Origin of the sequence: Polynucleobacter necessarius, assembly GCF_900096765.1 — a bacterium.
GTDB classification, from domain to species: Bacteria; Pseudomonadota; Gammaproteobacteria; order Burkholderiales; family Burkholderiaceae; genus Polynucleobacter; species Polynucleobacter necessarius_F.
In genome coordinates this window covers 879162-892668 of record NZ_LT615228.1, presented here as the reverse complement: position 1 = coordinate 892668, position 13507 = coordinate 879162, and the positions used below count along the sequence as shown (strand labels likewise).

12 protein-coding genes, 1 tRNA gene and 1 pseudogene are annotated in these 13507 nt (G+C 46.0%); 9 read left to right on the top strand and 5 right to left on the bottom strand.

The annotated features are described in order from the left end of the window. Positions 1–45 precede the first annotated feature (45 nt). Both DXE33_RS04620 and ppa read right to left on the bottom strand, forming a co-directional pair. Positions 46–1665 carry an NAD+ synthase gene (locus DXE33_RS04620; RefSeq protein ID WP_114638856.1) on the bottom strand — a complete coding sequence of 540 codons (1620 nt, stop codon included), beginning with the start codon at positions 1663–1665 and terminating at the stop codon, positions 46–48. A 28-nt stretch (positions 1666–1693) separates the two neighbouring features. Next, positions 1694–2230 (bottom strand): inorganic diphosphatase, encoded by a 537-nt coding sequence (ppa, locus tag DXE33_RS04615; protein ID WP_114638854.1) that lies wholly within the window; start codon positions 2228–2230, stop codon positions 1694–1696. Between the two features lie 184 nt (positions 2231–2414). On the opposite strand from ppa, the pseudogene DXE33_RS04610 reads away from it, so the two are divergent. The 3 genes and pseudogenes from DXE33_RS04610 (at position 2415) to vapC (ending at position 5461) form a co-directional block, all read left to right on the top strand. Further along, a pseudogene (locus tag DXE33_RS04610) lies at positions 2415–4475 on the top strand (sodium-translocating pyrophosphatase). A gap of 354 nt (positions 4476–4829) precedes the next feature. Further along, positions 4830–5063 (top strand): type II toxin-antitoxin system VapB family antitoxin, encoded by a 234-nt coding sequence (gene vapB, locus DXE33_RS04605; protein ID WP_068323602.1) that lies wholly within the window; start codon positions 4830–4832, stop codon positions 5061–5063. Next, positions 5063–5461, top strand: a complete 399-nt coding sequence (gene vapC / locus DXE33_RS04600; protein ID WP_114638852.1) for a type II toxin-antitoxin system tRNA(fMet)-specific endonuclease VapC — start codon at positions 5063–5065, stop codon at positions 5459–5461. The genes vapB and vapC overlap by 1 nt, the downstream gene beginning before the upstream one ends. An 84-nt stretch (positions 5462–5545) precedes the next feature. Here vapC and trxB read toward each other — a convergent pair whose 3' ends face one another. Beyond that, on the bottom strand, positions 5546–6502 hold the full coding sequence (gene trxB, locus DXE33_RS04595) for a thioredoxin-disulfide reductase (RefSeq protein WP_114638850.1): 957 nt from the start codon (positions 6500–6502) through the stop codon (positions 5546–5548). 39 nt (positions 6503–6541) lie between these two features. Between trxB and DXE33_RS04590 the strand changes: the two genes are divergently transcribed. The 5 genes from DXE33_RS04590 (at position 6542) to DXE33_RS04570 (ending at position 11459) form a co-directional block, all read left to right on the top strand. Next, positions 6542–8854: a DNA translocase FtsK gene (locus tag DXE33_RS04590; protein ID WP_114638848.1), complete on the top strand. Its 2313-nt coding sequence runs from the start codon at positions 6542–6544 to the stop codon at positions 8852–8854. Between the two features lie 9 nt (positions 8855–8863). Beyond that, positions 8864–9547, top strand: a complete 684-nt coding sequence (locus DXE33_RS04585; protein ID WP_114638846.1) for an outer membrane lipoprotein carrier protein LolA — start codon at positions 8864–8866, stop codon at positions 9545–9547. 55 nt (positions 9548–9602) lie between these two features. Then, the gene (gene serS / locus DXE33_RS04580; RefSeq protein WP_114638844.1) at positions 9603–10913 is read left to right on the top strand and encodes a serine--tRNA ligase; all 1311 of its coding nucleotides are present in this window, start codon (positions 9603–9605) and stop codon (positions 10911–10913) included. A gap of 6 nt (positions 10914–10919) precedes the next feature. Continuing rightward, positions 10920–11321 (top strand): hypothetical protein, encoded by a 402-nt coding sequence (locus DXE33_RS04575; RefSeq protein WP_114638842.1) that lies wholly within the window; start codon positions 10920–10922, stop codon positions 11319–11321. 50 nt (positions 11322–11371) lie between these two features. Continuing rightward, positions 11372–11459 (top strand) — tRNA-Ser (locus tag DXE33_RS04570). 320 nt (positions 11460–11779) lie between these two features. On the opposite strand, the gene DXE33_RS04560 is transcribed toward DXE33_RS04570, so the two are convergent. Then, entirely contained in the window at positions 11780–12625 is an 846-nt protein-coding gene (locus DXE33_RS04560) for a hypothetical protein (RefSeq protein WP_114638838.1), read from the bottom strand. 238 nt (positions 12626–12863) lie between these two features. Here DXE33_RS04560 and DXE33_RS04555 point away from each other — a divergent pair, with 238 nt between their 5' ends. Continuing rightward, positions 12864–13079, top strand: a complete 216-nt coding sequence (locus tag DXE33_RS04555) for a YdcH family protein (RefSeq protein WP_114638836.1) — start codon at positions 12864–12866, stop codon at positions 13077–13079. Positions 13080–13092: 13 nt separating this feature from the next. On the opposite strand, the gene DXE33_RS04550 is transcribed toward DXE33_RS04555, so the two are convergent. Next, entirely contained in the window at positions 13093–13437 is a 345-nt protein-coding gene (locus tag DXE33_RS04550) for a zinc ribbon domain-containing protein YjdM (RefSeq protein ID WP_114638834.1), read from the bottom strand. Positions 13438–13507 lie beyond the last annotated feature (70 nt).

The following is a 13507-nucleotide window of genomic DNA, read 5'->3' as shown; positions in this document are numbered from 1 at the left end:
ATACCTAGAACTGAGGAGAGCTGCCAAATTCCACCCCGAGATTGTCTAGGCTCTAAATTTCGATGTGATTGGGTAGCGCCAGTCACGGCCAAAAGCGCGAGTAGTCACGCGAACTCCTGGAGGTGCTTGGCGGCGCTTATACTCATTGAGCTTGATTAAGCGAGTAACTTTTTCCACACTTTCAGCATCAAAACCAGCCGCAATGATTTGGGCGATCGATTGGTTTTGCTCCATACAGCGCTCAACGATGCCATCAAGTACTTCATAGGAAGGAAGGCTATCTTGATCGGTTTGATCGGGGCGTAATTCTGCAGATGGGGCGCGTGTCAAAATGCGCTCTGGGATCACATGTGCAATGTTATTGCGATAGGCGCACAGTAGATACACCAAAGTCTTGCTGATGTCTTTGATTACAGCAAAGCCACCAGCCATATCTCCATAAAGAGTGCAGTAACCCACCGCCATCTCACTCTTATTGCCGGTAGTTAACACTAGGCGACCTGTTTTATTGGAGAGTGCCATCAGCAAGGTGCCGCGTACACGCGCCTGAATGTTTTCTTCTGTAGCGTCTACTTTTAAGCCTTGAAATTGTTCTGCAAGGGATTGCTCTAGCGCATCTACTGGCCCGCTAATCGGGATCTCATCGTATTGCACTCCAAGGTTTTTGACTAATTCACGGGCATCAATCCAGGAGATATCGGCGGTATAGCGTGAAGGCATCATGACAGCACGCACTTGATCGGCGCCTAGGGCGTCAACGGCAATTGCGAGCACTAAGGCTGAGTCAACGCCACCAGACAGACCAATAATGACCCCAGGAAAGCGATTTTTATTTACATAATCGCGAACGCCCAATACCAGAGCTTGATAGGCTTGCGCCTCTACGCTTTGAGTTGGGGTAATTTCACCTTGCTCTAGCTCGCCAGTCGAACTCACATTGACAAAGCCCAGAGTGCTTTCAAATTGAGGCAATGCCATGGCAACTTGTCCATGAGAATTCAGAGCGAAGGAACCACCATCAAAGACCAGTTCATCTTGGCCGCCAATAGCGTTGACGTATACCAGAGGCATTTTGGTTTGGTCAATATGGCCACGCAGTACTTCGATGCGCAAGGATTCTTTTTTGAGGTGATAGGGCGATGCGTTAGGCACTAGCAGGATCTGAGCGCCAGCAGCATGCGCTTGTTTAGCAGGTCCAGCATGCCAGGCGTCTTCACACAAAATCAAGCCATATGAAATGCCGTCGCATTCAAAAACACAGGCTTGATTGCCGGGCACAAAGTAGCGAACTTCATCAAATACTTCATGATTGGGCAATTTTTGTTTGGCATAACCAGCAATAACTTTGCCATTACGTAATACCGACGCATAATTTTGTAGACCAGCGGCAGTCAATTTAGGATGACCCACAATCACCGTTAGATCGGTGTATTGGGTAAGTTGCTCGGTTAATTGTTTGAGTTCTAGCTCGCAAGCCTCAATAAAAGCGGGGCGAAGCAGGAGATCTTCAGGCGGATAGCCAGTAAGCGAAAGCTCCGGAGTAACAACGACTGTGGAGCTCTGGGAATAAGCGTCTTGAGCGGCCTTGTGAATGAGCTGCGCATTGCCAGCCAAATCACCCAATAAAGGGTTAATTTGGGCTAAGGCAATTTTCTGTGCGCTCACTCCGATTCACAAAGCCTTTTCAATAAAATTAAGCGTGCTCTTTGTTGTAACGTTCGATGCCTTCTAGAATTTCTTTATGAGCATCTGCAACACCACCCCAACCTTTCACTTTTACCCACTTACCTTTTTCAAGATCTTTATAGTGCTCGAAAAAGTGTTGGATTTGGTTCAAGCGCAAAGGATTGATATCTTCTGGTTTTTGCCAGTGCGTATAAATTGGCAAAATTTTGTCTTCTGGCACAGCCAGTAATTTAGCGTCTTGACCAGCTTCATCTTCCATTTGCAAAATACCAATTGCACGACAGCTCACTACAACACCAGGGATGAGTGGGAATGGAGTAATCACAAGAACGTCAACAGGGTCGCCATCACCAGCAATCGTTTTATTGATGTAACCATAATTGCATGGATAGTGCATTGCAGTACCCATAAAACGGTCTACGAAAATTGCGCCACTCTCTTTATCCACTTCATACTTAATTGGATCCGCGTTCATTGGGATTTCAATAATGACGTTAAAGCTTTCAGGGATCTTTTTACCTGGCTTAACCTTGTCGAGACTCATAAATCATAAATACTCCGAAAAATGAATAGTGATTAGTAAATACCCTGATCTTAGCAAAGAGGCGCAGGGGTCATTCTGTTACATACTGGTACGGCTTAAAGACATAGTTTAAAGCTTTCCTAAACGAGGTCTACCTAAGCGCTAGATATACAAAACAAAAAGATCAACTTTAGGGAGTTCAAGCATGAGTAATGTCACTTTGGGCTTGTATTTTGCCTTGGCGTGCGGTGTCCTAGCCGTGGTTTACGGTTTTGTGATGCGCGGCTGGATTTTGAAGCAAAGTACAGGCAACGTCAAAATGCAAGAAATTGCAGAGGCGATTCAACAGGGCGCCGCAGCGTATCTATCGCGTCAATACAAAACAATCGCCATAATGGGTTTGGTGCTCACTATTTTGATGGCACTCTTTTTGGACTTTGCAACTGCTATTGGATTTGTGGTGGGCGTTGTTCTATCTGGAGCCTGTGGCTTTATTGGCATGAACGTCTCAGTAAGAGCCAATGTACGTACAGCAGAAGCAGCTACTTAGGGTATGAATGAGGCGCTCAATGTGGCATTCAAAGGCGGGGCTATTACTGGTATGTTGGTGGTAGGTCTGGGCTTGCTGGGTGTTGGGCTCTTCTTTATGTTCTTGGTGTCTATTGGGGCAGGTCAAGATCTGTCATCAGTTTTGCACCCCCTTATTGGTTTAGCTTTTGGGTCCTCTTTGATTTCTATCTTTGCTCGTTTAGGTGGTGGCATCTTTACTAAGGGCGCTGACGTTGGTGCTGACTTGGTAGGCAAGGTAGAAGCTGGTATTCCGGAGGATGATCCACGCAATCCTGCGGTGATTGCAGATAACGTAGGTGATAACGTCGGTGACTGTGCAGGCATGGCAGCTGATTTGTTTGAGACTTATGCCGTGACATTAATCGCCACAATGGTTTTAGGTTCGTTGATGGTTGCTGGCGCGCCAGTGGCTGCCATCATCTATCCATTAGTTCTCGGTGGCGTTTCAATCATCGCTTCAATTGTTGGTTGTTCATTTGTAAAAGCAACTCCTGGCATGAAGAATGTGATGCCTGCTTTGTATAAAGGTCTGATCATTGCAGGTAGCTTGTCTCTCATCGCCTTCTACTTTGTTACGAAGTTCATCATGCCTGATGATGCGTTGGGTATTCCCGGAAGTCAGTGGCGTTTATTTGGCTCAACCATTGTTGGTTTATTGCTCACTGCCGCTTTGGTTTGGATTACTGAGTACTACACCGGTACACAATTTAAGCCAGTGCAGCATATCGCTGAAGCGTCTACCAAGGGTCACGGTACAAACATCATTGCAGGCCTTGGGATTTCGATGAAGTCGACTGCCTATCCTGTGTTATTTGTTTGTGCTGCAATCTTTGCTGCCTATTGGCTAGCTGGTTTATATGGCATTGCGGTTGCTGCGACAGCCATGTTATCGATGGCCGGTATCGTAGTGGCACTGGATGCTTATGGCCCAATTACAGATAATGCTGGCGGTATTGCAGAGATGGCCGGTTTGCCACAAGCGGTGCGTGACATTACCGATCCATTAGATGCTGTGGGTAATACCACTAAGGCAGTCACTAAAGGTTATGCCATTGGTTCTGCGGGTTTAGCTTCTCTTGTACTCTTTGCTGATTACACCCATGCGTTAGAGGGTATCGGTCAGCAAGTATCCTTTGATCTATCTAACCACATGGTGATCATTGGCCTATTTATTGGCGGCATGATTCCTTATTTGTTTGGTGCGATGGCCATGGAAGCAGTTGGTCGTTGTGCTGGCGCTGTAGTGGAAGAAGTGCGCCGTCAGTTTCGCGATATCCCTGGAATCATGGAGGGCACCGCAAAACCTGAGTACGGCAAAGCAGTGGACATGCTCACATCAGCAGCGATTAAGGAAATGATTGTTCCTTCACTCCTCCCGGTTGTTGCTCCAATTCTTGTCGGTCTCTTCTTGGGTCCTGCTGCCTTAGGTGGTCTTTTAATGGGTACGATCGTGACTGGACTGTTTGTGGCTATCTCCATGTGTACTGGTGGTGGTGCTTGGGATAACGCGAAGAAATATATCGAAGAAGGAAACTTCGGTGGCAAAGGTTCTGAAGCGCACAAAGCTGCTGTGACTGGTGACACTGTAGGCGATCCCTACAAAGACACCGCAGGCCCTGCAGTCAATCCGTTAATTAAGATCATCAACATCGTGGCGCTACTCATCGTGCCGCTCTTGCCAGTGATCACCAGATAAGAAACGTTGTCCCATAAGAAAAGCCTAGCAATGCTAGGCTTTTTTCTTGTGAGGTCGAGATGGGTTGCAATGCGAGGCTTATCATTGAGGCACGAATGAAATTGAAATTATAAAAATTCAAGTTGATTTAAATGATCCATCAACATTTTCTGAGGGGTTTGTTGATAAGGCTAAATTAGATGCAACTACGGAAGACCAAATCACTCAGCAAGAAAAGCAAGATGATCTTGAGTGGAAGTGCTTAGTGTGAGCAATGCACCCTAACTATGGATGCTGAGAGGGGTATTTATTTGGGGCTTGCATAGGCATTTAATGCAATATACAATTGCCATGTACATTCGGAGATTGAAGACTATGGCTATTTCAACTGTTTTTACAAATAACAGGACCCAAGCTGTGAGATTGCCCGCTGAAATGCGGCTGCCAGAAAATGTGCGCAAGGTTAATGTCCGCGCAAAGGGTCGGGAACGAATAATTGCCCCTATTGAGAATATGTGGGATAACTACTTTTTGGGCGATGCTCGTGTGAGTGACGATTTTATGAATGAAAGAGGTTCTCAAGAGCAAAGTGATAGAGAGCCCCTTTAATGCTGAAGTACTTGCTCGATACCAACATTGTTATTTATGTAATGAAGAGAAAACCGCTTGAGGTGCTTAAGGTCTTCAATAAAAATGCAAACCGAATGGCTATATCAACAATTACGTTGGCGGAGTTGATGTATGGTGCAGAAAAGAGTCAACAGGTTGAAAGTAATCTCAATAACATTGAAGATTTTGTAAGTCACTTAGAAGTTTTACCGTATGACATATATGCAACTCAGCATTATGGTCAAATCAAAGCGTTCTTGGAAAGCACGGGTAAACCTATTGGAGTGAATGATATTCATATTGCGGCTCATGCTAGAAGTCACGGTTTAACCCTAGTAACTAATAATCTATCGGAATTTAAAAGAGTCCCCAATCTTGCCCTTGAGAATTGGGTTTAGAAAATATCCAATAAAAAAGCCTAGCAATGCTAGGCTTTTTTATTGGACACAGAAAACGAAAACGGTGATAGATAATTAAGAAAATTACTCTAAAGTTTCCAGGTAACGCTGCGCATCTAATGCGGCCATACAACCAGTGCCAGCACTGGTAATCGCTTGACGATAAACGTGATCCTGAACATCGCCAGCAGCAAACACGCCGGGGATGTTGGTTGCTGTAGCATTACCCTCTAATCCAGAGTGAGTTTTGAGGTACCCATTGTTCATGTCGAGCTGTCCCACAAAGAGATCGGTGTTTGGTTTGTGACCAATCGCAATGAAGGCACCAGTTACGGCAATCTCTTCAGTGCTGCCATCGTTTTTCTTGATGCGCACACCAGTAACACCTTTTTCATCCCCGAGTACTTCGTCCAACGTGGAATTCAATTTGAGTTCTACTTTGCCTTCAGCCACTTTAGCCATTAAGAGATCATTCAAAATCGGCTCGGCACGGAATTTATCGCGACGATGAATTACGGTAACCTTTTTGCAAATACCAGTGAGGTAGAGTGCTTCTTCAACTGCAGTGTTTCCACCGCCCACTACGCAGACATCTTGATTGCGATAGAAGAAGCCATCACAAGTTGCGCAACCAGAAACACCGCGACCCATGAATGCCTCTTCACTGGGAAGACCAATGTATTGTGCAGAAGCACCAGTACAAATAATCAAGGCATCGCAAGTATAGGTACCAGAGTCGCCCACTAAACGAATCGGCTTTTCTTTCAGGGCTGCCGTATGAATATGGTCAAAAATGATTTCAGTATTAAAGCGCTCAGCGTGCTTTAGAAAGCGATCCATGAGTTCAGGGCCCTGAACCCCGTCGGCATCTGCAGGCCAGTTTTCGACGTCGGTGGTGGTCATCAATTGACCCCCTTGAGCTAGGCCAGTAATGAGGGTAGGCTTTAAATTGGCGCGGGCGGCATACACTGCAGCGGTATAGCCAGCAGGGCCAGATCCGAGGATGAGGACTTTGGAGTGTTTTGGGGTATTCGTAGTCATACCCAAATTATAGATTTGCTTGTTTACAATCGGTAGAGCATGGCTAGAACCGCATATCCGAAGTCCAAGACTCCAGCAAGTCCCCAGCCTCCTGAAATGGGCGGTCAGGGTCGGATGCCCCGCCTTCTTCTGGAAGCGCGTTGGTTCATCTCTTTAGGCCTATGCTTAGGCTTATTAGCCATCTTGGTGACTTATTCCAAGGCTGACCCAGCCTGGTCCCATGCCAGTTTTAAGGCACCCAAGAACCTAGGAGGCCGTTTTGGGGCTTATTTGGCCGATTTAATGCTGTACGTCTTTGGGATTTCCGCATTTTGGTGGGTGATCTTGTTTGGCCGTCGGGTCTTACAGGGCTGGCGCGAGCTCTGGAGCGTTCCATTGCCTCCTGATCCGGAAGCCAAACCAGAATCCTTATTGACGCGCTGGTTGGGCTTTGGACTGACCATAATCTGCAGTATGGGCCTTGAGTCTATACGGATGCACTCGCTCTCCTGGGAGCTTCCAAGACCCCCTGGTGGCATTTTGGGTGAGCTCATTGGTGATCCCCTCCAAATGTCGCTTGGTTTTACTGGTGCGACTCTTGTGCTGCTGTTTGGCTTGTTTGCAGGCCTATCCTTGTTCTTGCATTTTTCTTGGCTAGATGTCGCTGAAAAAGTAGGGCGTTTCTTGGAGGTAAGTTGTCACCGTATTCGCGAACGTCGTGATAGTGAAGAGGATCGCAAGTTAGGCGAAGCGGCAGCTGAAGAGCGTGAAGAGTTTGTAGAGGAGATTCGAGGGCGCGTGGAAGTGGCTGCTCCCGTTCAGATTGTTCGTGCACCAGTAGAGATTCCTAAGAGTGTGCGAGTTGAACGTGAGAAGCAGCAACCTTTGTTCGTGGATATTCCGGATTCTGAGTTGCCACCTTTAGCATTGCTCGATCCTGTGCCTGAAGCAAAAGAAACTATCTCTGCAGATGTCTTGGAATTTACTTCACGCCTTATTGAGCGTAAGTTAGCTGAGTTCAACGTACAAGTCACCGTAATTGCCGCTTACCCAGGTCCGGTGGTGACTCGCTATGAAATTGATCCTGCTGTTGGTGTGAAGGGTAGTCAGATTGTGAATCTTGCGCGCGATTTGGCACGCTCACTAGGTGTAGTCAGCATGCGTGTGGTTGAGACTATTCCAGGAAAAACCTGCATGGCTTTGGAGTTACCAAATCCAACGCGCCAATCGGTTTACTTATCAGAAATTTTGACTTCGCAGGTCTACAACGACAATCACTCATTGCTTACCCTGGCCCTAGGTAAAGATATTTCTGGTAGCCCAATGGTGGCTGATCTTGCAAAGATGCCGCACTGCTTAGTAGCGGGTACTACTGGTGCTGGTAAGTCCGTTGGTATCAATGCCATGATTTTGTCATTGCTCTTTAAGGCTAAGCCTGATGAAGTGCGTCTGATCATGATTGATCCCAAAATGCTTGAGATGGCCATCTACGACAAGATTCCCCACCTCTTATGCCCAGTAGTGACTGATATGAAGCAGGCGTATAATGCGCTGAACTGGGCTGTGAATGAGATGGAGCGCCGCTACAAACTGATGAGTAAGTTTGGCGTGCGTAACTTGGCAGGCTTTAATAAGAAGATTGCTGAAGCAGAAGAAAAGGGTGAGAAGCTCACCAATCCTTTTAGCTTGACTCCAGATGATCCTGAGCCAATCTATAAAGCACCAGTCATCGTCATTGTGATCGATGAGTTGGCTGACTTGATGATGGTCTCTGGTAAGAAGATTGAAGAGTTGATTGCCCGTATTGCACAAAAGGCTCGTGCTGCAGGTATCCACCTGGTATTAGCAACCCAGCGTCCTAGCGTGGATGTGATTACGGGCTTAATTAAAGCGAACGTACCAACTCGTATCTCATTCCAGGTGAGCAGCAAGATCGATAGCCGAACAATTTTGGATCAGCAGGGCGCAGAAGCGCTTCTCGGTATGGGTGACATGCTTTACATGGCACCAGGCACCGGCTTGCCCGTCCGTGTACACGGTGCATTTGTATCAGATGATGAAGTGCATCGTGTGGTGGAGTGGCTCAAGGAAAAGGGTGAGGCCAACTACATTGATGGTGTTCTCGAAGGTGCCGATGAATCTAATGTAGATGCGCTTACTGGCGAGAGTGGGGGCGAAGCTGATCCGCTCTATGATCAAGCGGTAGCGATTGTTTTGGAGAACAAGCGTCCATCGATTTCTTTAGTGCAACGCCATTTGCGCATTGGCTATAACCGTGCCGCACGCTTGCTAGAGGATATGGAAAAAGCCGGTCTCGTTTCTAAGATGGGTAACGGGGGCAATCGCGAGATTTTGCACCGTCCCTCTGAGTAAGGCGCTATCTTGCAAAGATTCTTATCTGCAGTATTGATTGGTATTGCATCCATCGCACTTTCTTCTTCAGTGTTAGCTCAAAGCAGTACTGGATCTGATCAGTTGCGTGAGTTTGTGCGGAACTCCAAAACAGCAGAAGGTGATTTTATGCAGCAACAGTTGCGCGCACCCAAAGCTAATGAGCCGCAAGACAAAGGCTTAAAAGTTGTTCGTCAAACACAAGGCCATTTTGTTTTTCAGCGTCCAGGTCGTTTTGTATGGGATACCCAAAAGCCCTATGAGCAAAAATTGATTGCTAACGGCAATCAGCTCATTTTGTGGGACAAAGATTTAAACCAAGCCACTTTCCGTCCGGCGGGTCAAGCCTTAGCAACAACCCCTGCAGCCATTCTCTTTGGAGAATCTTCGCTCGATCAGCATTTTGATCTGATTGAAGGTGAAGAGCGGCTGGGGATGAAGTGGGTAGCCCTGGTTCCAAAAAAAGATCCCAACGCTAAAAAGCAAAATGATCTGCCCTATACCAAGATTTCGATTGGGATGAGCAATGGTTTGCCAAAAGCCTTAGAGCTCATAGATGGTTTGGGCAGCGTGGTCTTGGTGACTTTGGATAAGATCCAGCTCAACGTCAATTTGCCAGCTAATCGCTTTAATTTCACGCCTCCTGCTGGGGCTGAAGTCTTACGCTTAAACTAGAGCCTGCATCACACTAGACCCCAAAACCAAGTATTTTTAATTCATAGAGCATCACATGATTGATCCGCAATTACTTCGCAAAGATATCGCCGCTGTTGCAACGCGCCTCGCTACTCGTAAGTTTCAACTCGATGTTGAAAGGTTCAATGCCTTAGAGTCAGAGCGCAAGTCCTTGCAAACTCGCACCGAAGAATTGCAGGCCAAACGTAACCAATTATCTAAAGCAATTGGCATGAAGAAGGGCAAAGGCGAAGATGCCTCTGCTGAAATGGCGGAAGTTGCTCAAGTTAATTCTGATATGGAATCTGGCGCAGCAAGATTAAGTGTTCTGCAAGCCGAGATTGCTGATTTCTTGATGGATATTCCTAATTTGCCTGATGAGTCTGTGCCAACTGGTAAAGACGAAACAGAGAATCAAGAGATTAAGCGTTGGGGTGAGCAACCCATTTTTGATTTTGAGATCAAAGACCACGTTGACCTAGGTGGTCCGCTCGGTTTGGATTTTGAAGTTGCTGCCAAGATTAGCGGTTCACGTTTTGTAGTTCTCAAGGGGCCTATCGCCAGATTACATCGCGCTCTTGCGCAATTCATGATCGATACTCATGCGACCAACCATGGCTACCAAGAGGTTTACGCCCCGTATATGGTCAATGTTGCCTCTATGCGTGGTACAGGCCAGTTACCAAAGTTTGAAGAGGATTTATTCAAAGTTCCACGCCAGATGGGCGGGGAAGGTGAGAGTGGTGAGGCAAGAACTGAAAACTTCTACCTCATTTCTACAGCTGAAGTTCCGGTGACTAATTTAGTACGCGATGAAATTGTGAATGCCGACAATTTGCCAATGAAGTTCGTAGCTCATACACCGTGCTTTCGCTCTGAAGCGGGCAGCTATGGACGTGATGTACGTGGAATGATTCGTCAACATCAATTTGACAAGGTTGAGTTGGTGCAAATCACTAAGCCAGAAGATTCCATGCAAGCCCTCGAGGATTTGAATGGGCACGCAGAACGTATCTTGGAATTGCTGGAGCTACCCTATAGAAAAGTATTGCTCTGCACTGGTAACATGGGTTTTGGTAGCACCAAGACTTATGACTTAGAAGTATGGGTGCCATCGCAACATGCTTATCGCGAGATCAGCTCATGCTCCAGTATGGGTGACTTCCAGGCTAGACGGATGCAGGCGAGATTTAAGTCTGGCCAAGGTAAACCAGAGTTGCTTCATACTTTAAATGGCTCCGGTTTAGCGGTTGGCAGAGCATTGGTTGCACTCATTGAGAACAAGCAACAAATTGATGGCAGTATCGCTATTCCCAAGGCACTTCAGCCTTACTTGGGTGGCCTAGAAGTTCTCAAGCCAATCTAAATAAATATGCGTTCATCTTTTGTGTTCTTGATTTGCTCTGTGCTAGCCTCACAACCTGGTTTTGCTGCTAACACGGTTTATCGCTGCGAGGTACTAAGTGATGCCTACATCAAATCCAGCGGAGAGTTAGAACTAGTCAAAGATAGTCCAAGAGTCGGTCAAGAGTTTGCAGTAATTAAGAAAACCGGTGAAGTGATTGGGGATGTGATGGACACCTTAAAAAATCCTAAGGTGATCGCATCTGGTAGTAAAACCAATTCTTATAAGGTAATTTGGGTGCAAAAATCGGCAGGCCAAAACGGCGCTTTTGTAGACTACCTCAGCATTGACGAATTTGGAAATGGAAGCAAGAAACCTTTTGGATTCTTTTCTGGCGGACTTCTGATGACCGGAATCTGCGAACAATAAGTAAGACAAAAAAGGCGGGATTATGATTTAAGTCTTATCCTACAATTATCGGAGAGGTGGCAGAGTGGTCGAATGTACCTGACTCGAAATCAGGCATGTCGAAAGGCATCGCGGGTTCGAATCCCGCCCTCTCCGCCAACTAATCTCACATTCTTTTAAGGGTTGGACCATGAATTTCTTGCGTTATCTTCTCATTGCTCAATGTTTGATATTAGTTGCATGTTCAACGCCACCAAGTCAATTTGGTGTCTACCAGCAATCAGATGGAGCAATCGGGGTTCATGCGCCTAAGGATGCAAAAGAAGATGAGGTCCTCGAAATAGCTGTGGCCGAATGTAAAAAACTCGGAAGATATAACGCTCGCATCGTTGATAGTCGGAAAACAGTCAATGACCGTTTTCCGATGACGTACATTTACTTGTGTAACCAAATCTTTTAGAGATTAGCTTGCTTCGCCCTTAGCTGAGCAACCATTTCTTAATTGATTTATTGACGCACATCGCATCCAAAGCAAGACCAAAGAACTCAGATCCGTTGGTAACCAAACTTTCGATTGCTTCGACCTTACCAGATTTGATGCCGCGCAAGTAGGTAGCCGCACGATAACGTAAAAAGTGCTCTGTTTCACCCTCTTCGTTTTCAGTAGAACAGAGCTCTAAGCTACCATAGCGAGTTTCTGGGTTGATATTAAGGATAGCCAAACTCAGGGCGCCAACCAGCTTCTCTGGCACCGGAATAGGCACATAGGAATAGAGAGAGATCAGCATTTCTTCTTCATCTACCTCAATGATGTGGTCAATATCAAGAACATCTTGCTCAGTTAATTCTGTTTCATCAGAATCACCGCCACCAAAGGTCGACTCAAACTGCAGCATAGCAGTATTGCTTCCTTTAGAAATCTCAATCATGTCGGGATAGCCTAGCAGGCCTTTCCACCAATACATCAAGGAGAATGTGCAAGGCTTTACTTCAACCAAGCCCTTGCTAGTTGATTTGGCGAAGTACAAGCCGTAAAACTCGTCGTCTTGTTCAAGACCATATTGATCAACTTTAGGAGACTTGCTTGTAGCCTTGGGCGACTTCTTAGCCACTTTCTTGGCAGCAGGCTTCTGAAGAATTTTTTTCTTGGCTACTGGTTTCTTGGCAGCAACTTTCTTTGCTGCTGGTTTATTCGCTACTTTTTTAATTACCTTTTTTGCCGCTACTTTCTGAACGATTGCCTTTTTAGCAACCTTCTTTGCGGGGGCTTTTTTTACCACCTTGGTAGCTACTTTCTTTTTCGCTGGTGACTTCTTTGTAGCCATGGTTTATTACCCTTCTTTTTGATGGTTAATGTACTTGCGTACTTCTTGATATTACTGCAAATTTAATGCACTTCTCACCTATGTAATATGGTGATAGTGCTGCTCATCACAAGAGTTGAATCAAAATAAATATATTGATTGGCAAAGATATTGTTCTGGCCAATTGCAATTGATACACTAAAACTGTGTTCCATTTGTAATAAAACTGTAACCTAATCTAAACCTCATGGGGGATTCAATGTTTCCAGAATATCGCGAATTAATTACCAAGCTCAAGACCACTGATCGCCACTTCTCCCACCTGTTTGATAAGCACAACAATTTGGACGCCAAGATACTGCGTATGGAAGATCACAAGGAGCCGGGTACTCCAGAGGAAATCGAGACTTTGAAGAAAGAGAAGTTGCTACTCAAGGATCAAATCTATGCAGTGCTCAAGAAAGCCAGCGCATAGCTTGATGGTTTTATTAAGCTTTCTTGAGGAAGCAGGCTTTAAGCAGCATATTGCCTGCTTCTGTTTTGCAATCAACTTCATGATCACCAGACACTAGGCGTATGCCTTTGATTTTGGTGCCCACCTTCAGAGTGGTGGATGAGCCCTTAACCTTAAGGTCCTTAATCAAGGTAACGGTATCACCATCAGCCAATAGATTGCCATTGGCATCCTTGACAATCAAGCCGACTTCTATTTCTTCCTCGGCAAGCATTGGCCATTCATGGCCACATTGAGCGCAAACATAGTTAGCTCCATCTGGATAGGTCATATCTTCTTGGCAGGCGGGGCACTTCGGTGATGTGTCGTTTGAGCTCATAGGAATTGTTTTTGCAGGGTAAGTGGTTATTTTAGTTCACGCGAGAAGTGCACCACCCATCCCAATTAGA

What these genes read in the sequence shown, in the direction of transcription:
- ppa (WP_114638854.1), bottom strand. Translation starts at nt 2,230, where the DNA reads ATGAGTCTCGACAAGGTTAAGCCAGGTAAAAAGATCCCTGAAAGCTTT.
- vapB (WP_068323602.1), top strand. Translation starts at nt 4,830, where the DNA reads ATGGCTATTTCAACTGTTTTTACAAATAACAGGACCCAAGCTGTGAGA.
- vapC (WP_114638852.1), top strand. Translation starts at nt 5,063, where the DNA reads ATGCTGAAGTACTTGCTCGATACCAACATTGTTATTTATGTAATGAAG.
- trxB (WP_114638850.1), bottom strand. Translation starts at nt 6,502, where the DNA reads ATGACTACGAATACCCCAAAACACTCCAAAGTCCTCATCCTCGGATCT.
- DXE33_RS04590 (WP_114638848.1), top strand. Translation starts at nt 6,542, where the DNA reads ATGGCTAGAACCGCATATCCGAAGTCCAAGACTCCAGCAAGTCCCCAG.
- serS (WP_114638844.1), top strand. Translation starts at nt 9,603, where the DNA reads ATGATTGATCCGCAATTACTTCGCAAAGATATCGCCGCTGTTGCAACG.
- DXE33_RS04575 (WP_114638842.1), top strand. Translation starts at nt 10,920, where the DNA reads ATGCGTTCATCTTTTGTGTTCTTGATTTGCTCTGTGCTAGCCTCACAA.
- DXE33_RS04560 (WP_114638838.1), bottom strand. Translation starts at nt 12,625, where the DNA reads ATGGCTACAAAGAAGTCACCAGCGAAAAAGAAAGTAGCTACCAAGGTG.
- DXE33_RS04555 (WP_114638836.1), top strand. Translation starts at nt 12,864, where the DNA reads ATGTTTCCAGAATATCGCGAATTAATTACCAAGCTCAAGACCACTGAT.
- DXE33_RS04550 (WP_114638834.1), bottom strand. Translation starts at nt 13,437, where the DNA reads ATGAGCTCAAACGACACATCACCGAAGTGCCCCGCCTGCCAAGAAGAT.